Genomic DNA, 21,797 nt, shown 5'->3' with positions numbered 1-21,797 from the left:
ATGAGCATGAAACGCAGAACCTTTCTGAAAGGCACGCTGGCTGCGGGCAGCGTGGGTCTGGCCGTTGGTGCGGGCCTGCTGAGCCCCCGTGCCGTGCTGGCCGCCGCCTGGCCCAAGGCCGCCTTCGAGTCCAAGTCCGTGGATGGCGCCCTCAAGGACCTCTACGGCACCGGCTCCGCCGCCGCCAACAGCGCCATCAAGATCAAGGCCCCCGACATCGCCGAAAACGGCGCCGTGACCCCCGTCACCGTCTCCGCCTCGATGCCCAACGTGGAGTCCATCAGCATCCTGGCCTCCAAAAACCCCACCCCGCTGACCAGCAGCTACGAGCTGCCCGCCGGCACTGAACCCTTCGTCTCCACCCGCATCAAGATGGGGAAGACCGCCGACGTCATCGCCGTCGTCAAGGCGGGCGGCAAGGTGTACAGCGCCAAGAAAGAGGTCAAGGTCACCATCGGTGGCTGTGGCGGTTAACCAGGATTGAGGAGACACACACATGGGTAACACGATTAAGATTCGCGCCAAAGAAAGTGGGGGCGTGGTGACGGTCAAGACCCTGATCAGTCACCCGATGGAGACCGGTCAGCGCAAGGACAAGAAAACCGGCAAGCTGATCCCGGCCCATTTCATCGAGACGGTGATGGCTGAGGCCAACGGCAAGACCGTGATGACCGCCTTGTGGAGTCAGGCCATTTCCAAAAACCCTTACCTGTCGTTCAAGTTCAAGGGCAAAAAGGGCGAGTCCCTCAAGCTCTCTTGGCAGGACAACAAGGGCGAGTCCGACTCCATCGAAACCACCATCGCCTGAGGCGGTGAAACACAACATCGAGGGGAGAAACCGAGATGAGAAAGTTTCTGATCACGACGGCGACCCTGGTTGCAGTCGGCCTTGCGTCGACCGTTGCCCAGGCCGCTACGCCTAACCCTAAACAGGACCTGAAGGAATTCCGGACCTTTTTCGAAAAGCGCTTCCCGAAGCTTCCGCTGAAGGGATTCAAGGATGGCGCCTATGCCGTCGGCGGGCCCGACAAGATGCAGCAGCTGAAGGACGCGATGGAGTTCCCGCCCTTCGAATTTGACCTTGCCAAGGGCAAGAAGCTGTTCGAAACCCCGTTCGCCAACGGCAAGACCTACGCCAGCTGCTTCAAGAACGGCGGCAAGGGTATTCGCCAGAACTATCCTTACTTCGACAAGGCCACCGGCCAGGTCCGCACCCTGGAAGAGGACATCAACGCCTGTCGTGTGCGCAATGGTGAAAAGCCGCTGAAATGGGCCAAGGGCGCCCTGGCTGACATCTCCGCATATATGGCCTCGACCTCCGATGGCAAAAACCTGCACGTGGTGATCCCCAACGATCCCCGCGCCCTGGCGGCCTACGAAAACGGCAAGCAGTTCTTCTATGCACGCCGCGGCCAGCTCAGCCTGGCCTGTGCCGACTGCCACATGTACCACAGTGGTCAGCACCTGCGCGCCAACGTCCTGAGCCCTGCCCTGGGTCAGCCGACCGGCTTCCCGGTGTATCGCGCCAAGTGGGGTGCCCTGGGTACGCTGCATCGCCGTTTCGAAGGCTGCAACAAGCAGGTGCGTGCCGTGCCTTTCAAGCCGCAGGGTGTAGAATACCGCGATCTCGAATACTTCCTCACTTACATGAGCAACGGGATCCCGGTCAACGCACCGTCTTATCGCGAGTAATGCAGATATAACAATTATGCTTGTTTCCGGCCCGGCAATGCCGGGCCTTTTTTTCCCTCAGCCAGAGGAACGGTCCGAACCGCCGCAGACACAAGCGGTGGTCGGATTTGCAAGGGAATACCCCAACCGCACACTGTCTAGCATGTTATTTATAGGAGTAAGTGCATCATGAGCATGACACGACGTGAGTTCCTTCAGGCCTTGGCTGTCGCGAGCGCCTCTGGCTTCTACCTGAGCGGCTGCGACAAGGGCGCCGACCAGACGGCCAAGTCCGGCGCCGCAGGCCAGCCCAGCAATCCCTATGAGCTGCCCAAGTTCGGCAATGTCAGTTTTCTCCATTACACCGACTGCCATGCCCAGCTGAACCCGGTCTACTTCCGCGAGCCGAGCGTCAACCTCGGCATAGGCAGCATGCGCGGCAACCCGCCGCATCTGGTAGGCGAATATTTCCTCAAGCACTACAACATCCAGGCCGGTACCCGGGATGCACACGCCTTCACCTACATCGATTTCACCGAACTGGCCCATAAGTACGGCCAGCTCGGCGGTTTTGCCCATCTGGCCACCTTGGTCAAGAACATCAAGGCCCAGCGCCCCGGCTCCCTGCTGCTCGACGGCGGCGACACCTGGCAGGGCAGCGGCACCGCCCTGTGGACCGACGCGCAGGACATGGTCGATGCGCAGATCCAGCTCGGCGTCGACGTGATGACCGCTCACTGGGAGTTCACCTACGGCTCTCAGCGTGTCAAGGACATCCTCGACACCCAGCTCAAGGGCAAGATCGACTTCGTCGCCCAGAACGTGTTTGACAACACCTGGGGCGACCGCGTCTTCGAACCCTTCACCATGCGGGAGATCAACGGCGTGCCCTGCGCCATCATCGGCCAGGCTTTCCCCTACACCCCCATCGCCAACCCACGCTGGATGATCCCCGACTGGTCCTTCGGCATTCACCCCGACAGCATGCAGAAGGTGGTCGACCAGGCGCGCAGCAAGGGCGCCCAGGTGGTCGTGGTCCTGTCCCACAACGGCATGGATGTCGACCTCAAGATGGCCAGCCACGTCACGGGCATTGACGCCATCTGCGGCGGCCATACGCATGATGCCGTCCCGACCGCCGTGGAAGTCACCAACGCCGGCGGCAAGACGCTGGTGACCAACGCCGGCTCGAACGCCAAGTTCCTCGGCGTGCTGGACTTCGACGTCAAGAACGGCAAGGTGGCCGGCTACAAGTACCACCTGCTGCCCGTCTTCTCCAACCTGATCGAACCCGACAAGGACATGCAGGCCCTGATCGACCGCGTGCACAACACCGAGATCGAGTACGAAGGCCAGAAGTTCACCCCCAAGGACAAGTACGCCGAACAGCTCGCCACCACCAGCGATCTGCTGTATCGCCGGGGCAACTTCAACGGTACCTTCGATCAGGTCATCTGCGACGGCCTGATGCAAGAAATGGATGCCGAGATCGCCCTCTCCCCCGGTTTCCGCTGGGGCGTGAGCGTGCTGCCCGGCGAGGCCATCACCATGGAACACGTCATGACCCAGACCGCCATCACCTACCCCACTGCCTACCGCCGTGAGATGAGCGGTCAGCAGATCAAGGCGGTGCTGGAAGACGTCGCCGACAACCTGTTCAATGACGACCCCTACTACCAGCAGGGCGGCGACATGGTGCGTACCGGCGGCCTGGGATATTCCATCACGCCGGCCAACAAGATCGGCAGCCGCATCAACGACATGACCCTCAAGGGCAAGCCCATCGACCCCAACAAGAACTACGTTGTGGCCGGCTGGGCCGTCGTCGGCGAAGAGCTCAAGGGCACGCCCGTCTGGGATGTGGTGGCGAACCACCTGCGCAACATCAAGGAGGTCAAGAGCGTGGAGCCCAATGTTCCCGTCATCAAGGGGCAGGACGGCAACCCCGGCATGCCGGCATCCGCTTAAGCCTGAGCCTGTTCTGGAAGGACCCGAGGCCCCGCTCTGCGGGGCCTTTTTTATTGCGGGTGCGGCCGCGCTTGGATTAAGGTGGCCGCTTCGTCGCACCCGCCCTTTTCAGCATGCGTGTTTATTTTCATACCATCGGCTGCCGCCTCAACGAGGCCGAAACCGAACAGTGGGCCCAGACCCTGCTCGACAGGGGCTATCTGCCCGCCGACCGGCCGGAGGATGCGGACGCCGTGGTATTCAATACCTGCGCGGTAACCGCCGGCGCGAACAGAAAATCACGCAACCTGCTCAACCACCTGAATCGACGTAACCCGCAGGCCAAGTTGGTCGCCACGGGCTGTCATGCGACATTGGAGCCGGATGCCACCCGTGCAATCTCCGGGGTGGATATGCTGGTACCGAATCAGGACAAGGACCAGCTCGTCGACCGGCTGGACGAGCTGTTCGAGGCTACCCCGCTTCGACCTCACGCCGAACCGGCAGCGACGACGGAACACACCCTGTTCAGCCGGGGCCGCCAGCGCGCCTTCATCAAGGTCCAGGACGGCTGCCGCTATCGCTGTACCTACTGCATCGTCACCCTGGCGCGCGGCGAGGAACGCAGCCGGCCGATCGACTCAATCGTCAATGAGATCAACCAGTTAACGCAATCCGGCGTGCAGGAGGCCGTGCTCACCGGGGTGCACGTGGGTGGTTACGGTGCCGATCTCGGCACCGATTTGTCCGGCCTGGTACGCGCCATTCTGGCCGACACCGACCTGAAGCGCCTGCGCTTCGCTTCGGTGGAGCCCTGGGACCTGCCATCCGGATTCTTCGATCTGTTTGCAGACGACCGACTCATGCCGCATATGCATCTCCCGCTGCAAAGCGGCTCGGACAGCGTGTTGCGCCGCATGGCCCGGCGCTGCCGGACGGCAGACTTTGCCGCCCTCGCCGAACAGGCGCGCACCCGGGTCCCGGATTTCAACATCACCACCGACATCATCGTCGGCTTCCCCGGAGAGACCGGGGACGAATGGGCGCGGACATGCGACTTCGTGCAGGACGTCGGCTTCGGGCACATCCACATCTTCCCCTATTCGAGCCGCGCGGGCACCAAGGCCGCAACATTACCGGACCAGATCGATCACGAGACCAAGTCCGCCCGCGTCAAGGAGCTGCAGTGCATCGCCGCCGACCTCAAGCATCGAACCCTTCAGCAGGCGATAGGCCGGACTTTCGAGGTGCTGTGGGAGGAACCCGCCACGGATGACCAGGGCAATACGGTCCTCTCGGGCTATACACCGGGCTTTTTACGCACCCGCTGCCAAGACCACCCCAATCCGTCCGCCTGCGAGAATACGCTTCAGCGCGTGCAGGCGACCGGTGTCGACGAAACGGGCGCCGTATTGGAGGTAAGGCCTGTTGATGAACCACGGTGCCCGACTCTACCTGGCCACCGGGGCCGCTGTGTTTGGTCAGCGGCCCCGTCGGTTCCTGCGTATTGGATTATGGTGGGTCGTGAAGGATTCGAACCTTCGACCAACGCATTAAAAGTGCGCTGCTCTACCAGCTGAGCTAACGACCCACGAAAGGTTGCGTATCTTACACTGACCTACACGCGTCAAAAAGCCCCGTATGGGGCTTTTTGACGTTCAGACGTGCAGGAAACGCAGATCAGACTGCGTCGAGTCGACGCAGCTTGTTCGGCACCAGGCGCAGATCGGCCATGCCGGCGATCAATGCCTTGAAGAAGCTGGCCTCGTCCTCGTAAACCAGCTTGTAGTACTGGACCTTCATGGTCAGCGCCGCGCCGAGGATGATCGACACCAGCGTGAAGATGGAACCCAGCGCCAGGGTCGACACGCCGGTCACGCCCTGACCGATGGTGCAGCCCATACCCAGCACACCGCCGATACCCATCAGGAAACCGCCGATGATGTGGTTGAAGAAGTCCTTCCAGGAAGCGAACCACTCGAAACGGAATTTGCGGAACACCACGGCGTACAGGAAGGAGCCGACCACCACACCGGCCGCGGCGACCAGACCGAAGGTCAGGAAGGTCTTGCCGAAGCCGTTGAACAGGTAGTTATAGGCCTGCCCGGAGGGGGAAACGAAGGTAAAGGACTGCGCGCCGGTGGCGATCGGCGGCTGATCCATGAAGTCGACGTCGGACAGCCACTGCTGGCCCAGCGGACCGGCCGTCACGGCCCAGGCGGCCACCACGGCGAGACCGACCACGGCACCGCCGAGGATGTTGTCCAGACGGCCGCGGAAGTCGGTGGAGCGCAGCGCCCAGATCAGCAGCAGCACGGCCAGTACGCCGCCCATGATGTAATACAGCGTGTTGGCGTTGACACCGATCATGCCGCCGAGAATCGAGTTCACCGCCTGGCTGTTGATGCCGAACTTGGCCAGGTCCACGAAGGCGGGCTGCATCCAGGGGAAGAAGACCTTGCCCATGAAGCTGGTGAACATCATCAGATAGGCCCCGAAGCCCATCATGAGGAAAACGAACAACGACTTGATATTGCCGCCGCCGATGCGAACCATGGTCTTGTTACCGCAGCCGCTGCCGAGCGTCATACCGATGCCGAACAGCAGCCCCCCGACGATGTAACGGGGCCAGGCGAACATGGCGGTGCGATAGGGTGGAAAGGATTGGCTGCCGCTGCTGGTGACCGAGATGTCGACGTACTTGAACGCCTGCATCAGCATGACGCCCACGATGGCCACGGCGATAGCGAAAAACCAGGAACGGATCCGGCCGGTGTCACCCATATTGACCCAGTCGGAAACCGCACCCATGGTACAGAAATTGGTCTTGTTCACGAAAAATCCGAGCACGACGGCAATGCCGAAGGCCCAGACCAGCACATGGGTGATGCTTGTCATTTTTCAATCCTCGATAGGTGACTCAAACTGTCAATTATATTCTTGAATATATGACGAGTCACTTTCCGGATTTATTCCCGATAACGGGTGGGGTCCGGGATGCCGGCGTCGGCAAAACCCTGTGCCCGCAACCGGCAGGCGTCGCAGCGTCCGCAGGCGCGGCCGTCCCCGTCCGCCTGGTAACAGGAGACGGTCGATGCGTAGTCAACGCCCAGCGCCGTGCCGCGGCGGATGATTTCCGCCTTGGTCAGATCGATGAGCGGGGTGTGGATGTGAAAATGCTCTCCCGACACCCCCGCCTTGGTCCCCAGATTGGCCACCTGTTCGAAGGCCCGGATGAACTCGGGCCGGCAATCCGGATAGCCGGAATAATCCACGGCGTTCACACCGATGAAGAGATCGTGCGCGTCGAGCACCTCGGCCCAGCCCAGGGCGACGGCGAGGAACACGGTGTTGCGCGCGGGCACGTAGGTGACCGGGATGCCCTCGCTGGGGGACTCCGGCACGGCGATCGCCGCGTCGGTCAGCGCCGAGCCGCCGATGGCCGAGAGATCCAGACCGACGACCTTGTGTTCCACGGCATCCATTCCCGCCGCCAGACGCGCCGCCGCGAGCAGCTCGGCATCATGCCGCTGCCCGTAACGAAAGCTCAGGGCGTAACAGGCATAGCCTTCACGCTTGGCAATGGCGAGGGTGGTGGCGGAATCCAACCCGCCCGAGAGGAGTACGACGGCCCTGGACATCGAGGATCAGTGGCCCGGGACGTCGCCCCAGAGGTATTTATGCAGCTGCAACTGGAAGCGTACCGGCAGACGATCCTCCAGTATCCATTCGGCCAGTACGTGAGGCTCGAGTTTGCCATGACTGGGCGAAAACAGGATCTCGCAGTGCATCGCCAGTGCATGCTCGAGCACGAAGGCACGTGACCATTCGTAATCCTCGCGTGAGCAGATCACGAACTTCACCTGATCCTTCGACGTCAGCAGGGTCAGGTTTTCCAGCCGGTTGCGCTCCGCCTCGCCCGAAGCGGGGGTCTTGATGTCCATGACCCTGCTGACGCGGGGATCGACGGCGCCGATATCCAGCGCGCCGCTGGTTTCCAGCGAGACCTCGTAGCCCGCGTCGCACAAAGCGCGCAGGAGCGGAATGCAGTCCTTTTGCGCCAGCGGCTCACCGCCCGTGACGGTTACGAACCGCGGCTCGTACTGAGCGACCGTCTTCAGGATCTGCGCCAGGGTCATCCAGGTACCGCCGGTGAAGGCATAAGCGGTGTCGCAGTAATCGCAGCGCAACGGACACCCTGTCAGGCGCACGAACACCGTTGGCAGGCCCACCGTGCGCGATTCACCCTGCAGGGAATAGAAGATCTCAGTGACCCGCAGGCGGGCCGTATCCAGGGTGTCGGGTTCGAGCCTCAAGGCGGTGCCCACCTCAATGCCCCTCCTTGTCCATGCGTTTGAGGAACCTCGATGCCAATCGGGCGGCGGAACTGTCCGGATGCTGCTTGACCACCGTCTGCAATGCCTTGCGGGAGGACTTCCACTGCTTCAGCTCGTAATAGGTATAGCCCAGCTTGAGCCGCGCATCCGGCACCTTGTTGCTGTCGGGATATTGCTTGATCACGCCCTGGAACGACTGCTCGGCCGCCTTGAAATCACGCTGTGCGTATTCGGCCTCGCCCTCCCAGTACAGCGCATTGCTGGCATAGCTGCTGTCCGGGTGCTTGGTCCGGAACTGTTTCAGGGCGCTGATGGCATCGTTGTAACGGGCGTTCTGCAACAGCTGCAGCGCCGCCTGATAGGACGCCAGGATCGTCGCATCCTGCTGGTTGTCGGCAGCGGACGCCCCCGCCTGACTGCCGGCATGGCCGGCATTGTTCGGTTGCGCGGCAGGGGGCGGCGACGCGCCTTTGCCCGACTCCAGCGCCTGCAGCCGCTTGTCGATATCGACGTAAAGATCGCGCTGCCGCTTCTGCGTCTCGTCCAGCTGATGCTTGAGTTCGTCCACGTCGCCGCGCAACTGCTGAACCTGCTGCTGCAGATCGGTGAGCTGCTGATACATGTTGACCAGCCCCTGCCCGCTCACCTGGCGGTTCAGACGATCAACCTGCTGTTGCAGGCCCTGTTGCTGGTCTTCCAGGCTCTTGATCCGCTGGGTCCAGCTGTCGGCATACGTCGCGGACGCGGCCAGCACGGCGCTCAGGCCCAGCCCGAGCGCCGCCAGCCGGGAACGTTTAGCCACGATCCACATAGACAATATCTACCCGTCGATTCTGGGACCAGCAGGCCTCGTCATGCGCGGTGCATACGGGCTTTTCCTCACCGTAGCTGACCACTTCGATCTGATCGGAAGCGACGCCCTGCAGCTCCATCACGCGGGCGACGGACTGCGCCCGGCGCTCGCCGAGGGCGAGGTTGTACTCGCGCGAACCGCGCTCGTCGGTGTTGCCCTCCAGACGGATCTTGGCCTGCGGGTGATCCATCAGATACTGGCCATGCGCCTTGATGATAGCCAGGTATTCCGGTTTGATCAGACTGCTGTCGAAGTCGAAATAGATTTCGCGCTTGGACAGCGGGCTCTGCGGGTTGTCCAGTTCGCTGGCCGGCAGCGCACCCTGCTGGGTACCCTGCGGGATGCCTTGAGCACCGGCCCCGGCCTCAGGCTGTGCCGCCGTGCCCGGCGCCGCTTCGCCCGGTTTTTTCGCCGTACTGGCGCAGCCGGCAAACATCGCGAGCACCACGAACACAGCGGCAAGTCTTATCATTGATCGCATGGGTATCTCCTCAGGTCTGATCTCAGAACCAGCATTCAGGGATGAAGAAACGGCGACCACGCAGGTTCGCGCACTTCCTCACCACTCAGCACCAGCAGCTGGTGCACCTTCCCATCGGCACTGACGGCGGCCAGGACGCCCCGCCCGCCATCAACCGCGGAATACAGAATCATATCGCCATTCGGGGCATAACTCGGACTGTCGTCCAACGGCCCCTTGGTCAGCGTCTGCATCTGGCCGCTGGCGACATCCTGGACGGCGATGACGAACCGGCCCTGATGAGCATGCACCATGGCCACCTCCTTGCCGTCGGGAGAAACCGCAGGCGATGCATTGTAGCTGCCCTGATAGGTCAACCGCCGGGGCGTGCCACCACTGGCGGAAATCCGGTACAGCTGGGGGCCGCCGGCACGATCCGAGGTGAAGATCAGGGACTTGCCGTCCGGCGCCCAGGCCGCACTGGTGTCGATGGCGCTGCTATGCGTGAGCTGGGTCAGCTTCCGGGTACGTAGATTGAGGATGTAGATATCGGCGTTGCCGCCCTTGGACAGAGTCAGCGCAAGCCTGGAACCGTCCGGCGAAAACGCCGGCGCCCCGTTGATGCCCGGATAGTCCGCGATCTTTTCGCGTTTTGCCGAAGAGATGTTCTGCAGGTAGACCACCGAGTGGCCGGTCTCGAAGGAGACATAGGCCAGATGTTGCCCGTCCGGCGACCAGGCCGGCGACATGATCGGCTGCTTGGACACCAGCACGTTATGCGGCCCGTAACCGTCCGCGTCCGCGATCTGCAGCGTGTAGCGCTTTCCTTTGGGCGTCGTGGCCACCGCCACGTACGCCACCTTGGTATTGAAGGCCCCGCGCCTGCCGAGCAGTTTCTCGTAGATATAGTCACTGATCTGATGTGCGGCCTGGCGCAGCGTCGATGCGGTGGCCGGGATGCTGTAACCGAGGATCTGCTCACCGCGCAGCGTATCGAACAGGCGGAACTGCACCAGGTAACGCCCGCCGGCCTGGGGTATCAGTTGCCCCATCGCCAGGTTGTCCACCCCCGCATTGCGCCACTGGCGAAAACGGATCTGGGCCGGCGTCGCCGGCTGTTGCGGAAAACGGCTGGCCGTGAGCGGTGCGAATTGGCCGCTGCGGCCGAGGTCCGCATTGACGATGGCGGCGATATCCTGGGGCGGTTTGCCCTGGCCGGTCCACTGGAAAGGCAGCACCGCGATGGGCTGGGCACCCTCGGCACCCTGAGTGATGCGGATTTCCAGGGCGGCATGCGCGCGTCCCGCAAGCAGGAGCAGCAGGCTCAACCAGAGCAGTGCGGTAGTCAGGCGTTGATTCATGACTGATCGGGCTCGAAAAAGAAGGTCAGGTCACGTTGAAACAGTGCCGGGTCCTTGGGCTGAGGCAGGGGTTCCGCTTTCCAGACCGCGGCCTCCACCGACCGGCAAAAGGCCGGACTGCCGCTACACCGTACCAGAGTGACCTTGGTGACAAAACCGCCAGGGGTCTGGGTGACGTGGATCTCGGCCGTCTGCCCGGGCGGTTCGTCCGGGGGACGCAGCCAGGCCTGCTGTATCCTGGCCTTGATAGCGTTGACATAGGCATTTTCCTGTACCTGCCGGGCCTTGGCCGCAGCGGCGGCCTGCTCGGCCTGCAGCGCTTGCTGAGCCTGCTGCTGGGCCTGCTTGAGCTCGGCCGCGAGGGCCGCTTTCTGCCGCGCCTCGGCCTCCGCCTTGCGTTTGGCTTCCGCCTCGGCTTTGCGTTTGGCCTCCAGCGCCGCCTTCTGCTTGGCCACCGCCTCCGCCTTGCGTTTGGCTTCCAGCGCCGCCTGCTGCTTGGCCACCGCCTCCGCCTTGCGCTTGGCTTCCAGCGCCGCCTGCTGTTTGGCCTTTTCCTCGGCTTGGCGCTTGGCTTCCAACGCCGCCTGTTGCTTGGCTGCCGCCTCCGCCTTGCGCTGGGCCTCCAGCGCTGCCTGCTGTTTGGCCTGTTCTTCCGCCTGACGTTTGGCCGCCAGTGCCGCCGCCTCCGCCTTGCGTTTGGCTTCCGCTTCGCGCTGTTGCTCGGCAGGGGATGGCTGCTGCATGGCCTTCAGCGCCTGTGGTGTGACGGTTTCGGCCTGAATCACACGTTGATTCGGGTTGCCGACGTCACGGGGCATCATGCGAAAGCCGATCACCAGCAAGGTGATGAACAGGATATGCAGGCCGATGGAAATCGCCAGGGCCTTGGGATGACGGCGTATTTCACTCCACATGGTACGTTCAGCGTGTCTTCTGGGGCGGCGGCGCGGTCACGAGGCCGATCTTGCCCACACCGGCATTTTGCAGAATGGTCATCGCCTGCATCACCCGGCCATAGTCGACATGGGTGTCGGCACGCACATAGGCCTGCTGTTCGCCGCGGGCCTTGAGCAGCTTCTTCACTTCCGCCCCGAGTTGCTCATCGCTCACCACCTGTCCGGCCTGCAGCGAAAACTGGCCGTTGCGGTCCACGGTCACCACGACGGGTTCGGGTTGCTTGGCGTCCTGCGGCAGCGGTTTGGCGCTCGCCTGGGGGAGCTGAACCTCGACGCCGGTCTGCAGCAGCGGTGCCGTGACCATGAAGATGATCAGCAGCACCAGCATGACGTCGATGTAAGGTACGACGTTGATCTGGGCCATCGGCCGGCGACGGGCGGGATGACGGCGCGACATGCCTCAACTCCCGGCCATTTCGGCGGCTTCGGCGCTGGAAAGCGACTGGCGCTGCAGCAGGGTGAGGAACTCCTCCAGGAAATTTTCGTAGCGCCCCACCAGGCGCTCCACGTCGTCGGCGAAACGGTTGTAGGCGATCACCGCCGGAATCGCCGCGACCAGGCCCATGGCCGTGGCGATCAGCGCCTCGGCGATACCCGGCGCCACTACGGCCAGGGTGGCCTGATGCACGCCGCTCAGGGACATGAAGGCGCTCATGATTCCCCACACCGTCCCGAACAGGCCCACATACGGGCTGGTCGACCCCACGGTGGCGAGAAAGGACAGGTACTGTTCCAGCCCATCCTCCTCGCGCGCCGAGGCGACCCGCATGGAACGCTGCACGGTGTCGTTGATGGTCAGGGGATTGGCCTGGCGCTGTCGGTGCAGGCGCACGAACTCGCCGAAACCGCTGACGAAGATGCGCTCCAGACCGGTCAGCGGCTGTTTGCGGCGCGATGCTTCGTAGATGCTGGCCAGGTCGGTACCGGACCAGAACCGCTCTTCGAACCGTGCCGCCTCGCTGCGTGCGTCGCGCAGCAGGCGCCATTTCATCACCATCAGCGTCCAGGATGTGACGGATGCCAGAAGCAGCAGCAGCATCACCAGCTGGACCACGAAACTCGCGTTCGTGACGAGGTGCCATACAGAAAGGTCAGGCGACATCTTGCAGAACTCCTAGCAGTGCGTCGGGAATGGTTTTGGGCCGGAAGGATGTGGAATCCAGGCAGGCGACCTTGATCTCACCGCGCGCCAGGATCTCTTCCCGACCCTCATCGTAACGCAGCACTGCTTGAACAAATGTGACACTGGCGCGCCCCCACTGTTTCACGCTGGCGCGCACTTCGAGCAGTTCGTTGAACCGCGCGGGGCGCAGATAATCCACCTGCACGCTGCGCACCGCAAACACGATGCCGAGTTCGCGGATCAACGCATCCTGCTCGAACCCCCGGGCGCGCAGCCATTCGGTACGTGCGCGCTCCATGAATTTCAGATAGTTGGCGTAATACACGACGCCCGCCAGATCGGTGTCCTCGAAATAGACCCGGACCGGCAATGCAAACGTATTCTGGTCGGTGTCCGTCATGCTGCTGGAAAACCGTTTCAGGGAACCTCGTCGAACAAATCGCCGCCGGCATCGCCCGGCGACAGGTCGCTGCGCGGGGACAACCCGAAATGCCGGTAGGCGGAGGCAGTGGCCACGCGCCCGCGCGCGGTACGCATCATAAACCCCTGCTGGATCAGATAGGGTTCTATCACATCCTCCAACGTGCCGCGCTCCTCGCCGATGGCCGCCGCCAGGCTGTCGATGCCCACCGGGCCGCCGTCGAACTTCTGGATCACCGCCAGCAACAGGCGCCGGTCCATGTTGTCGAAGCCGTGCACGTCCACGTTGAGCAGGTCGAGGGCCCGGTCCGCCACCTCGCCGGTAATGCGCCCGTCCGCCTTGACCTGGGCGAAATCACGCACCCGGCGTAGCAGACGGTTTGCGATGCGCGGCGTTCCGCGCGAACGCTTGGCGATCTCCGCCGCCCCGCCTTCCTCGATCTCGACCCCCAGGATACGCGCCGAACGCAGCACGATGCGCGTCAGCTCCTCGCGGGAATAGAACTCCAGGCGCTGGACGATGCCGAAGCGGTCGCGCAGCGGGGAGGTCAGCAGGCCGGCCCGGGTGGTGGCGCCCACCAGGGTGAACGGGGGCAGGTCCAGCTTGATGGAACGCGCCGCCGGCCCCTCGCCGATCACGATGTCGAGCTGGAAGTCCTCCATGGCCGGGTAAAGCACCTCTTCCACCACCGGGGACAGCCGGTGGATCTCGTCCACGAACAGCACGTCGCCCGGTTCGAGATTGGTGAGAATGGCCGCCAGATCGCCGGGTTTCTCCAGCACCGGGCCGGAGGTGTGGCGCAGCCCCGCCTCCAGTTCGTGGGCGATGATGTGCGACAGGGTGGTTTTGCCCAGGCCGGGCGGACCGAAGATCAGCACGTGGTCCAGCGGTTCGCCCCGCCCGCGCGCCGCCTGGATGAAGATCGCCATCTGCTCGCGCACCGCGGGCTGGCCGACGTAATCGGCCAGCCGCCGGGGGCGGATGTTCTCCTCGATCTGACGCTCCTCACCCAGGACCTGGGCGGAGATGATGCGGTCGGATTCGCTCACCGGTTCAGAGTAGCACGCAGGGCCTGACGGATGATCTCTTCACTGCCCAGGTCCGCCGCCTCCACCGCGCTGACCATGCGGCTGGCGTCGGCGGGCCGGTAGCCGAGGGAAATCAGGGCGTGTACGGCGTCTTCCACCGGGTCGGACACCGGCGTGCCGCCGGTCGGGGTCAGCGCGACCTCGCCGGGGGCCTCGATGCGGTCGCGCATCTCGATGATCAGGCGTTCGGCGGTCTTCTTGCCGATACCGGGCAGCCGGGTCAGGGCGGCTGCGTCGCCGGCCTGCACGCAGCGTCCGAATTCGGCGGCGTTCATGCCGGAGAGGATGGCCAGGGCCATCTTCGCGCCCACACCGCTCACCTTGAGCAGGCTGCGGAACAGGCTGCGTTCGGCTTCGGAAACAAAGGCGTACAGGGTATGGGCGTCCTCGCGCACCTGGAGGTGAGTGAACAGCGTGACCTGGGTGCCGGCCGCCCCCAGTTCGTAGAAGGTGCTCATCGGGGCCTCGAGCTCGTAGCCGACCCCGTTCACGTCGACCAGCAGCATGGGGGGCTGCTTGACCACGATCTCGCCCCGCAGCCTGCCGATCATGCGCGGACGCCCCTGAGTGCGGCCGCCACTCCGGACAGGCCAGTATGCGCATGGCACAGCGCGATGCCCAGGGCATCCGCGCTGTCGGCCTGCAGGCGCCCCTGCAGATTAAGCAGAACCTTGACCATATGCTGTACCTGCGTCTTGTCGGCCCCGCCGCGCCCCACGATGGCGAGCTTCACCTCGCGCGGACTGTACTCCGCCACCGCCAGGCCGGCACGCACCCCGGCCACGATAGCCGCCCCGCGCGCCTGGCCGAGCTTGAGGGCGGAGGCGGCGTTCTGGGAAACGAACACGTTCTCGATCGCCATCTGATCCGGCCGGTGCTCCTCGATCAGCGCGGAAACCTCGCGGAAAATGCATCCCAGGCGCTCCGGCAGATTTTCACCCTCGACGCGAATCGCGCCGCTGGCCAGATGCCGGCTGGCCTGCCCGTCGCTTTCGATCACCCCGTAACCGGTGATGCGGGAACCGGGATCGATGCCGAGAATACGCATGTCAGAACCGGATCGGCCTAGGCAAGGGTTTCCAGCACCTCGTCAGGGAAATCGGCGTTGGAATAGACGTTCTGCACGTCGTCGAGGTCCTCCAGCATGTCCAGCAGCCGCAGCAGCTTTTCGGCATCCTCCGACTCGATCGGGGCCGCGGTCTCCGGGCGCATGGTGACCTCGGCGTTCTCGGGCTCCAACCCGGTCTCGACCATGGCCGCCTTCACCGCTTCATAGTCGTCCGGTGCGGTAAGCACATCGACGGAACCGTCTTCATTGGCCTGCACGTCCTCCGCCCCGGCCTCGAGCGCAGCCTCCATGATGCGGTCTTCGTCACTGCCCGTGGGGTAGCTCAGCACGCCCTGCTTGGTGAACAGATAGGCCACGCAGCCGTCGGTGCCCAGATTGCCGCCCGACTTGGAAAAGGCGTGGCGCACCTCCGAAACGGTGCGGTTGCGGTTGTCGGTCATGCAGTCGACCATCACCGCCGTGCCGCCCGGGCCGTAGCCCTCGTAGCGCACTTCCTCGTAATTCTCGCCCTCGAGGTCGCCCGATCCGCGCTTCACGGCGCGCTCGATGGTGTCCTTGGGCATGTTGGCCGACAGGCCCTTGTCGATTGCCAGGCGCAGGCGTGGATTCGCGGCCGGATCGCCGCCCCCGACGCGCGCCGCCACCGTGATTTCACGGATCAGCTTGGTGAACAGCTTGCCGCGTTTCTTGTCCTGGGCACCCTTGCGGTGCTGGATATTGGCCCATTTACTGTGTCCCGCCATAACCTCGACTCGTGCTTGAAAATGGTGCTGATTCTACCACGCCCGACCCGCGGGTCAGGCGCCTCCCGGAACCAGCGTCAGCCGGGGAATTCGCCGTGGCGCAGATAGTGGCACACCGCCTCGGCCACCCGCGGCGACCACAACATGCCGAAATGGCCGTACGGCACGCTGAGATGGCGGGCGATCTCCACCGAGCGGGTCTCGGCCAGCGCGACCGTGCCGTCGTTCGGGTCGGGCAGCGCACTGCCGACCAGCATGCCCATGCCGATGCCCCGGGTACCGGCGATCATGCCCAGACGGCGCCCTCCCGCCCAGCGCGGCCGGTCGCCGAGCAGCCCCCGCACGATGCTGTGCCCGAGCAGCCAGCGGGTCATAGGCGAGCGGGCGAAGACCCGGGCCACGCTGCTGCCGGCAACCGGCGTGCCCAGCAGCAGGACCTCGCCCGGCGGCAGACCGGGGTCCTGCTCGAACAGATGCAGCACCACGATCCCGCCCAGACTGTGAGCGACGAAATGCACCACGTCCGCGTCCAGCCCGCGGACGAATTCCCGCAGCCGGGCCGCGTTCTGGGCCGGTGTCAGCCGGACGCTGTGGTAATTGAACTGGTGCACGGTAAAACCGCAGTCCCGCACCCGCCGGCGCAATACACTTAGTTCCAGGCCGGTCATCAGAATGCCGTGCAGAAAGACCACCGCCTCACGCATGGTCGCCCTCCCCCAGCGCGAGGATGGCATCGCGATTGGTCCAGGAGCTTGCCAGCGCGGCGGCATCCGTCCAGGACAGCCAGCGCCATTCGAGGTGCTCCCCGGGGTTCAGGCGCGGAGCCGTGGGATGCGGCAGCCGCAGGGTGAACAGGTGCTCGACGTTCTCGCTTGCCTCCGGCGCATAGCGGGCACGCCAGGGCGGGATGATGGGAAAGCGGTTGACGCGGCCGGTATCCACCAGATCCTCGGGCGCGAAACCGGTCTCCTCGACCAGTTCGCGCCGGGCGGCTTCAAGGGCCGTCTCGTCCCAGGCCAGACTGCCGGTGACGGACTGCCAGAAGTCCGCCGGCTCGCGCCGGCGGAGCATCAGAACCTGCCGGTCGGGGGTATGGATCACCACCAGCACCGATTCGGGCCGTTTGTAGCGCTGTGTCATGCCGTTAGCAGGCCGCACACGCGCCGGGTCTCACCCCTGGCGGCGGATGCGGATGTTGAGTTCCTGCAGCTGCCGTTCGCTGACCGGTGCCGGCGCATCGGTCAGCGGACAGGATGCCGTTTGCGTCTTGGGGAAGGCGATGACCTCCCGGATCGAGTTGCTGCCCGTCATGAGCATCACCAGGCGGTCGAGCCCGAAGGCGATGCCCGCGTGCGGAGGACAGCCGTACTTGAGCGCGTCCAGCAGGAAGCCGAACTTCTCGCGGGCCTCCTCCTCGGCGATATCGAGCAGGCGGAAGATTTCCTGCTGCATCTCGGTATTGTGAATACGCACCGATCCACCGCCGACCTCGGTGCCGTTGAGCACCATGTCGTAGGCGCGCGACAGGATGTCACCCGGATGCATATCGAGCTTGTTGGGGTCGGCGACCCGCGGGGCGGTGAACGGGTGATGCAGGGCGATCCAGCGCTTTTCCTTTTCGTCGAATTCGAACATCGGGAAATCCACCACCCACAGCGGACGCCAGCCGTGCTCGACCAGGTCGCGGTCGTGGCCGAGTTTGACGCGCAGGGCGCCGAGGGCGTCGTTCACCACCCGCGCCTTGTCGGCGCCGAAGAACACCAGGTCGCCGTCCGCGGCCCCGGTACGTTCCATGATCGCGGTCACCACCTCGTCCGGCAGGAACTTGAGGATCGGCGACTGCAGGCCGTCGCGCCCGGCCGCGAGGTCGTTGACCTTGATGTAGGCCAGCCCCTTGGCGCCGTAGCGGGACACAAAGGCCGTGTAGTCGTCAATCTCCTTGCGGGACAGATCGCCGCCGCCCGGCAGGCGCAGCGCGGCGATGCGTCCCTCGGGGTCCTTGGCCGGTTCGGCGAACACCTTGAACTCGACCGTCTGCATCAGATCGGTAAGCTCGGTCAGCTCCAGCGGAATGCGCAGGTCCGGCTTGTCCGACCCGTAACGGCGCTGGGCCTCGGCATAGCTCATGCGCGGGAAAGGCGTGGGCAGCGCAACCTCCAGCGTGGTCGCGAACAGCTCGCGAATCATCTCCTCCATGAGCATCATCACGCCTTCCTCGTCCAGGAAGGTGGTCTCGATATCCAGCTGGGTGAATTCAGGCTGACGATCGGCGCGCAGGTCCTCGTCGCGGAAACAGCGCACGATCTGGTAGTAGCGGTCGAAGCCCGACATCATCAGCAGCTGCTTAAACAGCTGGGGCGACTGCGGCAGGGCGAAGAAACTACCCGGTTGGGTGCGCGAGGGCACCAGGTAGTCGCGCGCGCCCTCGGGCGTCGCCTTGGTGAGCATCGGCGTCTCAATGTCCAGGAAACCGTTCTCGTCCAGGAAGCGGCGCAGGAACTGCGTGATCTGCGCCCGCTTCTGAATCCGCTGCTGCATCTCGGGACGGCGCAGGTCGATGTAGCGGTGCTTGAGGCGCAGTTCCTCGTTGACACCCTCCTCGTCGAGCTGGAACGGGGGCGTCTGGGCCTCGTTGAGCACCTCGAGCGTGGTGCACAGCACCTCGACCTGCCCGCTCGGCAGACCGGGATTCTCGGTCCCCTCGGGACGACGGCGCACGCGCCCCGTCACCTTGAGCACGAATTCGTTACGAATCCGCTCCGCCTTCATAAAGATGTCCGGCGTATCCGGATCGAACACCACCTGCAGGATCCCCTCCCGGTCGCGCAGATCGACAAAGATGACCCCGCCGTGGTCACGGCGGCGGTTCACCCAACCGCACAGGGTGACCTCCTGATCGATGAGGGATTCATTCACCCGACCGCAGTAATGAGTACGCATATTCAAGAATACCGAGAGCTGATCCGCCCGCAAGATGCCGCTACGCGGCAGGTGGGGCAGGAGGTTGGCGAAAAAGCGGGAATGTTAAGATGCGGATGGGGGTTGCGCAACCGGCTCGGGCTGTTTGCTGTTGAGCACGCCGAGCGACATGACCAGTTTCAGCGCCTCCTCCACCGGCATATCCAGCTCGATGACGTCTTCCCTGGGCACCAGGATGACGAATCCCGACGTCGGGTTCGGGGTGGTGGGAACGAAGACCGTGATCACCTCGCGCGCGGTTTTCTGCTGCACCTCGCCGCTCGGTGTCCCGGTCTGAAAGGCGATGGTCCACAACCCCTTGCGGGGATACTCGACCAACAGCACGTTGCGAAACGACTGACCGCCGGAACTGAGCAGGGTCTCCATGACCTGCTTGACCGCGGCGTAGATGCTGCGCACAAAGGGGATGCGGCCGAGCAGCGACTCCCAGGCGCCGATCAGCTTGCGCCCAAGCAGGTTGGCCACCACCACGCCGGTGGCGATGACCACCAGCGCGGAGAGCAGAATACCGAGGCCGGGAATCTTGAAGCCGAACAGCACCTCGGGCCGCCAGGCCGGCGGCAGCAGGAGCAGGGTCTGGTCCATGACGTCGACCAGCGCCCGCAACACCACAAGGGTGATGATCAGCGGGACCCAGACCAGCAGTCCCGCGATCAGGTAGCGACGGATGGCCGCCATCATGGCTCAGGCTTCAGCTGGCGGTGGAACAGGTACCGCTGGCGCAACCGGCGCTGCCGCAGCCACCACCGGAGTCGCCGTCCTTGCTGGCCAGATTCTTCTGGCCGCCTTTCTTGAAGTCCGTCTCGTACCAGCCGCTGCCGCTGAGACGGAAACCCGCCGCGGAAATCCGTTTCTGGAGCGTGGGCTTGCCGCATTCGGGGCAATCGGACAGAGGGGCATCAGACATTTTCTGGATGACCTCCAGTTCATGGCCGCAGGACGTGCACCCGTACTCGTAGATTGGCATTTCCAATACCTCCGCCAACATGTTTCAATATTAGAGAAAGATTATATGGGGATTACATCCCCCTGATACAACTAATTCGCCAGAGACAAAACCACATGGCCGACAAGCTTGTCATTATGCTCCTAAACGTCAATCCGGAGCGTCCCGGCACCCTCGGCGCCCCGTTCTTCCAGGCCACCGTCGCCGCCGCCATGGACATGGAGGTCGAGATGTACTTCGCCGGCCCCAGCGCCAGGTTCCTCACCCGGGGCTATGCCGACAACCTCTATCCCGGCGCAGCCCGGGAAAAATCCCTTTATTCCTTCATGCAGGACGCCCACGAGGCCGGAGTGAAATTCTACGTCTGCGCCGGCGCCATGGACGAGAACGAACTCAACCAGGACAACGCCATTCCAGAACTCGACGGCATGCGTGGAGGCGCCGCCTTCATCAGCGAGGCCGCGGAAGACGGTGTCCTGACACTGACCTATTGATTCCTCGCCCGCACTTCAGCATTTCTTGTTGCCGCCACCTCTATACCACACGCGAGTTCGCGTCACAGCCTTACGGTTGACCGGCCGAATCCAACCAAGCGGGATCATTTCCGAGCACAAAGCCGAAGCGATCCGTATACTGCAGCGGTTTTCCGACTGACCCGACGGACATATGGCCCGCACCATCCTGATCACCGGCTGTTCCAGCGGCATCGGCTACTGCGTTGCCCAGGGCCTCAAGGCGCGCGGCTATCGCGTGTTCGCGACGGCACGCCGGGAGCAGGACGTGCAACGCCTGGCCGAGGAGGGTTTCGAGGCCCTGCAGCTGGACCTGGCCGACTCCGCTTCGATTGAAGCCGCCGTGGACGAGGTGCTGAAACGGACCGGCGGCACCCTGGACGCGTTGTTCAACAACGGCGCCTACGGACAGCCCGGCGCGGTGGAAGATCTGCGTCGCGAGATCCTGCGCGAGCAGCTGGAAACCAATCTGCTGGGCTGGCTGGAACTCACCAACCGGGTGCTGCCGGTAATGCGGCGCCAGGGGCACGGACGGATTATCAACAACAGTTCGGTCCTGGGTCTGATCGCCCTGCCGTTTCGCGGCGCCTACAACACCAGCAAGTTCGCGCTCGAGGGCATGACCGATACCCTGCGTCTGGAGCTGCACGGCACGGACATCCACGTCTGTCTTGTTGAACCGGGGCCGATCATCAGTCAATTCCGCGCCAACGCCTATGAGGCCTTCAAGCGCAACATCGACCGCGAGCACAGCGCCTTCCGGAAACAATACGCCGGCGCCGAGCAGCGGCTCGCACGGCCCGACAAGGGTGACGATCCGTTCACCCTGGGTCCCGAGGCGGTGCTGAAACGCGTCGTTCACGCCCTGGAGAGTTCACGGCCGCGGCCGCGCTATTACGTGACCTTCCCGACCTGGCTGTTCGGCATTCTGCGCCGGCTGCTTTCCACGCGCATGCTGGACCGTGTGCTGCTGGCCGTCTCGCGCGACGAAAACCGCTAATAGGTTGTTGTCTACTCATGCGGCACGATAGGGCGTCAAAATCGTGCTCAAAATGCTCGTTTACACTCAAGTAAACTGCGCTTTTTGGCAGGCACTGGGATTACTGCTGTTTATAAGGTGTGAAATCGAATTTGCCGGCCGCCATGTCGTCCCACAGGTCCGACTGCAGTACGGCGAACATCTTGAACAGCTTGCGCAGTTCCTCGTCCTCCATGAACCCCTGATCCTGCGCGCTCTTGAGCGCATCGGCCAGCAGCGCGCACTGGTCGCGCGAAACGTTGAGGATATTCAGCCCTTCTTCGCCCATTTCTACATGCATCGTGCGTCTCCT

The 21,797-nt window shown here is 63.7% G+C and carries 26 protein-coding genes, 1 tRNA gene and 1 pseudogene; 7 read left to right on the top strand and 21 right to left on the bottom strand.

The window, feature by feature from the left end; translation table 11 throughout:
• The 5 genes and pseudogenes from soxY to mtaB all read left to right on the top strand — a co-directional run bounded on the left by soxY (position 1) and on the right by mtaB (position 4,898).
• Positions 1–474: a thiosulfate oxidation carrier protein SoxY gene (gene soxY, locus P8Y64_01605; GenBank protein ID MEJ2059169.1), complete on the top strand. Its 474-nt coding sequence runs from the start codon at positions 1–3 to the stop codon at positions 472–474.
• 22 nt (positions 475–496) lie between these two features.
• Positions 497–808, top strand: coding sequence for a thiosulfate oxidation carrier complex protein SoxZ (gene soxZ, locus P8Y64_01600; protein ID MEJ2059168.1), 312 nt, complete (start codon positions 497–499; stop codon positions 806–808).
• A 35-nt stretch (positions 809–843) separates the two neighbouring features.
• Positions 844–1,692: a sulfur oxidation c-type cytochrome SoxA gene (gene soxA, locus P8Y64_01595; GenBank protein MEJ2059167.1), complete on the top strand. Its 849-nt coding sequence runs from the start codon at positions 844–846 to the stop codon at positions 1,690–1,692.
• Between the two features lie 168 nt (positions 1,693–1,860).
• Positions 1,861–3,639, top strand: a complete 1,779-nt coding sequence (gene soxB, locus P8Y64_01590) for a thiosulfohydrolase SoxB (GenBank protein MEJ2059166.1) — start codon at positions 1,861–1,863, stop codon at positions 3,637–3,639.
• A gap of 113 nt (positions 3,640–3,752) precedes the next feature.
• A pseudogene (gene mtaB, locus P8Y64_01585) lies at positions 3,753–4,898 on the top strand (tRNA (N(6)-L-threonylcarbamoyladenosine(37)-C(2))-methylthiotransferase MtaB).
• A 235-nt stretch (positions 4,899–5,133) separates the two neighbouring features.
• Here the strand turns inward: mtaB and P8Y64_01580 are convergent.
• The 20 genes from P8Y64_01580 to P8Y64_01485 all read right to left on the bottom strand — a co-directional run bounded on the left by P8Y64_01580 (position 5,134) and on the right by P8Y64_01485 (position 19,975).
• Positions 5,134–5,209 (bottom strand) — tRNA-Lys (locus tag P8Y64_01580).
• A gap of 89 nt (positions 5,210–5,298) precedes the next feature.
• Positions 5,299–6,516: a YeeE/YedE family protein gene (locus tag P8Y64_01575; protein ID MEJ2059165.1), complete on the bottom strand. Its 1,218-nt coding sequence runs from the start codon at positions 6,514–6,516 to the stop codon at positions 5,299–5,301.
• Positions 6,517–6,587: 71 nt separating this feature from the next.
• A complete protein-coding gene (gene queC / locus P8Y64_01570; protein MEJ2059164.1) occupies positions 6,588–7,259 on the bottom strand; it encodes a 7-cyano-7-deazaguanine synthase QueC in 672 nt (223 codons plus the stop codon).
• 6 nt (positions 7,260–7,265) lie between these two features.
• Entirely contained in the window at positions 7,266–7,946 is a 681-nt protein-coding gene (gene queE, locus P8Y64_01565; protein ID MEJ2059163.1) for a 7-carboxy-7-deazaguanine synthase QueE, read from the bottom strand.
• A gap of 1 nt (position 7,947) precedes the next feature.
• Positions 7,948–8,757 (bottom strand): tol-pal system protein YbgF, encoded by an 810-nt coding sequence (ybgF, locus tag P8Y64_01560; protein MEJ2059162.1) that lies wholly within the window; start codon positions 8,755–8,757, stop codon positions 7,948–7,950.
• Positions 8,750–9,289 carry a peptidoglycan-associated lipoprotein Pal gene (pal, locus tag P8Y64_01555; GenBank protein MEJ2059161.1) on the bottom strand — a complete coding sequence of 180 codons (540 nt, stop codon included), beginning with the start codon at positions 9,287–9,289 and terminating at the stop codon, positions 8,750–8,752. The genes ybgF and pal overlap by 8 nt, the downstream gene beginning before the upstream one ends.
• 35 nt (positions 9,290–9,324) lie before the next feature.
• Positions 9,325–10,629 (bottom strand): Tol-Pal system beta propeller repeat protein TolB, encoded by a 1,305-nt coding sequence (gene tolB, locus P8Y64_01550; GenBank protein ID MEJ2059160.1) that lies wholly within the window; start codon positions 10,627–10,629, stop codon positions 9,325–9,327.
• On the bottom strand, positions 10,626–11,543 hold the full coding sequence (tolA, locus tag P8Y64_01545; GenBank protein MEJ2059159.1) for a cell envelope integrity protein TolA: 918 nt from the start codon (positions 11,541–11,543) through the stop codon (positions 10,626–10,628). The genes tolB and tolA overlap by 4 nt, the downstream gene beginning before the upstream one ends.
• A gap of 7 nt (positions 11,544–11,550) precedes the next feature.
• Positions 11,551–11,982 (bottom strand): protein TolR, encoded by a 432-nt coding sequence (tolR, locus tag P8Y64_01540; GenBank protein ID MEJ2059158.1) that lies wholly within the window; start codon positions 11,980–11,982, stop codon positions 11,551–11,553.
• Positions 11,983–11,985: 3 nt separating this feature from the next.
• On the bottom strand, positions 11,986–12,687 hold the full coding sequence (gene tolQ / locus P8Y64_01535) for a protein TolQ (GenBank protein MEJ2059157.1): 702 nt from the start codon (positions 12,685–12,687) through the stop codon (positions 11,986–11,988).
• Positions 12,677–13,108 carry a tol-pal system-associated acyl-CoA thioesterase gene (ybgC, locus tag P8Y64_01530; GenBank protein ID MEJ2059156.1) on the bottom strand — a complete coding sequence of 144 codons (432 nt, stop codon included), beginning with the start codon at positions 13,106–13,108 and terminating at the stop codon, positions 12,677–12,679. The genes tolQ and ybgC overlap by 11 nt, the downstream gene beginning before the upstream one ends.
• 17 nt (positions 13,109–13,125) lie before the next feature.
• Positions 13,126–14,178, bottom strand: a complete 1,053-nt coding sequence (gene ruvB, locus P8Y64_01525) for a Holliday junction branch migration DNA helicase RuvB (protein ID MEJ2059155.1) — start codon at positions 14,176–14,178, stop codon at positions 13,126–13,128.
• Complete coding sequence (gene ruvA, locus P8Y64_01520; protein MEJ2059154.1) at positions 14,175–14,768, bottom strand: Holliday junction branch migration protein RuvA; 594 nt, start codon at positions 14,766–14,768, stop codon at positions 14,175–14,177. Before ruvA ends, ruvB begins: the two co-directional genes overlap by 4 nt.
• A complete protein-coding gene (gene ruvC, locus P8Y64_01515) occupies positions 14,765–15,265 on the bottom strand; it encodes a crossover junction endodeoxyribonuclease RuvC (protein ID MEJ2059153.1) in 501 nt (166 codons plus the stop codon). The genes ruvA and ruvC overlap by 4 nt, the downstream gene beginning before the upstream one ends.
• A gap of 17 nt (positions 15,266–15,282) precedes the next feature.
• Positions 15,283–16,029 (bottom strand): YebC/PmpR family DNA-binding transcriptional regulator, encoded by a 747-nt coding sequence (locus P8Y64_01510; protein ID MEJ2059152.1) that lies wholly within the window; start codon positions 16,027–16,029, stop codon positions 15,283–15,285.
• Positions 16,030–16,106: 77 nt separating this feature from the next.
• Positions 16,107–16,733, bottom strand: a complete 627-nt coding sequence (locus tag P8Y64_01505) for an alpha/beta hydrolase (protein MEJ2059151.1) — start codon at positions 16,731–16,733, stop codon at positions 16,107–16,109.
• A complete protein-coding gene (gene nudB / locus P8Y64_01500) occupies positions 16,726–17,169 on the bottom strand; it encodes a dihydroneopterin triphosphate diphosphatase (GenBank protein MEJ2059150.1) in 444 nt (147 codons plus the stop codon). Before nudB ends, P8Y64_01505 begins: the two co-directional genes overlap by 8 nt.
• A 30-nt stretch (positions 17,170–17,199) precedes the next feature.
• Positions 17,200–18,969: an aspartate--tRNA ligase gene (gene aspS / locus P8Y64_01495; GenBank protein MEJ2059149.1), complete on the bottom strand. Its 1,770-nt coding sequence runs from the start codon at positions 18,967–18,969 to the stop codon at positions 17,200–17,202.
• An 84-nt stretch (positions 18,970–19,053) separates the two neighbouring features.
• Positions 19,054–19,689: a DUF502 domain-containing protein gene (locus P8Y64_01490; protein ID MEJ2059148.1), complete on the bottom strand. Its 636-nt coding sequence runs from the start codon at positions 19,687–19,689 to the stop codon at positions 19,054–19,056.
• A gap of 10 nt (positions 19,690–19,699) precedes the next feature.
• Entirely contained in the window at positions 19,700–19,975 is a 276-nt protein-coding gene (locus tag P8Y64_01485) for a zinc ribbon domain-containing protein (GenBank protein MEJ2059147.1), read from the bottom strand.
• Between the two features lie 95 nt (positions 19,976–20,070).
• Between P8Y64_01485 and P8Y64_01480 the strand changes: the two genes are divergently transcribed.
• Together P8Y64_01480 and P8Y64_01475 are read left to right on the top strand one after the other, a co-directional pair.
• Complete coding sequence (locus tag P8Y64_01480) at positions 20,071–20,448, top strand: DsrE family protein (protein ID MEJ2059146.1); 378 nt, start codon at positions 20,071–20,073, stop codon at positions 20,446–20,448.
• A 172-nt stretch (positions 20,449–20,620) separates the two neighbouring features.
• Positions 20,621–21,466 carry an SDR family oxidoreductase gene (locus P8Y64_01475; protein MEJ2059145.1) on the top strand — a complete coding sequence of 282 codons (846 nt, stop codon included), beginning with the start codon at positions 20,621–20,623 and terminating at the stop codon, positions 21,464–21,466.
• A gap of 100 nt (positions 21,467–21,566) precedes the next feature.
• Here the strand turns inward: P8Y64_01475 and P8Y64_01470 are convergent, their stop codons facing one another.
• A complete protein-coding gene (locus P8Y64_01470; protein MEJ2059144.1) occupies positions 21,567–21,785 on the bottom strand; it encodes a hypothetical protein in 219 nt (72 codons plus the stop codon).
• Positions 21,786–21,797 lie beyond the last annotated feature (12 nt).

The sequence above is a fragment of the Gammaproteobacteria bacterium genome (genome assembly GCA_037388465.1).
In the GTDB taxonomy this organism is placed as follows: domain Bacteria; phylum Pseudomonadota; class Gammaproteobacteria; order SpSt-1174; family SpSt-1174; genus JARRKE01.
The sequence above is the reverse complement of the archived record's forward strand: the minus strand, read 5'-3'. Positions and strand labels throughout refer to the sequence as shown.

Coding starts and splice junctions, on each gene's coding strand:
- soxY (MEJ2059169.1), top strand. CDS start 1: ATGAGCATGAAACGCAGAACCTTTCTGAAAGGCACGCTGGCTGCGGGC.
- soxZ (MEJ2059168.1), top strand. CDS start 497: ATGGGTAACACGATTAAGATTCGCGCCAAAGAAAGTGGGGGCGTGGTG.
- soxA (MEJ2059167.1), top strand. CDS start 844: ATGAGAAAGTTTCTGATCACGACGGCGACCCTGGTTGCAGTCGGCCTT.
- soxB (MEJ2059166.1), top strand. CDS start 1,861: ATGAGCATGACACGACGTGAGTTCCTTCAGGCCTTGGCTGTCGCGAGC.
- P8Y64_01575 (MEJ2059165.1), bottom strand. CDS start 6,516: ATGACAAGCATCACCCATGTGCTGGTCTGGGCCTTCGGCATTGCCGTC.
- queC (MEJ2059164.1), bottom strand. CDS start 7,259: ATGTCCAGGGCCGTCGTACTCCTCTCGGGCGGGTTGGATTCCGCCACC.
- pal (MEJ2059161.1), bottom strand. CDS start 9,289: ATGCGATCAATGATAAGACTTGCCGCTGTGTTCGTGGTGCTCGCGATG.
- tolB (MEJ2059160.1), bottom strand. CDS start 10,629: ATGAATCAACGCCTGACTACCGCACTGCTCTGGTTGAGCCTGCTGCTC.
- tolA (MEJ2059159.1), bottom strand. CDS start 11,543: ATGTGGAGTGAAATACGCCGTCATCCCAAGGCCCTGGCGATTTCCATC.
- tolR (MEJ2059158.1), bottom strand. CDS start 11,982: ATGTCGCGCCGTCATCCCGCCCGTCGCCGGCCGATGGCCCAGATCAAC.
- tolQ (MEJ2059157.1), bottom strand. CDS start 12,687: ATGTCGCCTGACCTTTCTGTATGGCACCTCGTCACGAACGCGAGTTTC.
- ybgC (MEJ2059156.1), bottom strand. CDS start 13,108: ATGACGGACACCGACCAGAATACGTTTGCATTGCCGGTCCGGGTCTAT.
- ruvA (MEJ2059154.1), bottom strand. CDS start 14,768: ATGATCGGCAGGCTGCGGGGCGAGATCGTGGTCAAGCAGCCCCCCATG.
- ruvC (MEJ2059153.1), bottom strand. CDS start 15,265: ATGCGTATTCTCGGCATCGATCCCGGTTCCCGCATCACCGGTTACGGG.
- P8Y64_01510 (MEJ2059152.1), bottom strand. CDS start 16,029: ATGGCGGGACACAGTAAATGGGCCAATATCCAGCACCGCAAGGGTGCC.
- P8Y64_01505 (MEJ2059151.1), bottom strand. CDS start 16,733: ATGCGTGAGGCGGTGGTCTTTCTGCACGGCATTCTGATGACCGGCCTG.
- nudB (MEJ2059150.1), bottom strand. CDS start 17,169: ATGACACAGCGCTACAAACGGCCCGAATCGGTGCTGGTGGTGATCCAT.
- aspS (MEJ2059149.1), bottom strand. CDS start 18,969: ATGCGTACTCATTACTGCGGTCGGGTGAATGAATCCCTCATCGATCAG.
- P8Y64_01490 (MEJ2059148.1), bottom strand. CDS start 19,689: ATGATGGCGGCCATCCGTCGCTACCTGATCGCGGGACTGCTGGTCTGG.
- P8Y64_01485 (MEJ2059147.1), bottom strand. CDS start 19,975: ATGCCAATCTACGAGTACGGGTGCACGTCCTGCGGCCATGAACTGGAG.
- P8Y64_01480 (MEJ2059146.1), top strand. CDS start 20,071: ATGGCCGACAAGCTTGTCATTATGCTCCTAAACGTCAATCCGGAGCGT.
- P8Y64_01475 (MEJ2059145.1), top strand. CDS start 20,621: ATGGCCCGCACCATCCTGATCACCGGCTGTTCCAGCGGCATCGGCTAC.
- P8Y64_01470 (MEJ2059144.1), bottom strand. CDS start 21,785: ATGCATGTAGAAATGGGCGAAGAAGGGCTGAATATCCTCAACGTTTCG.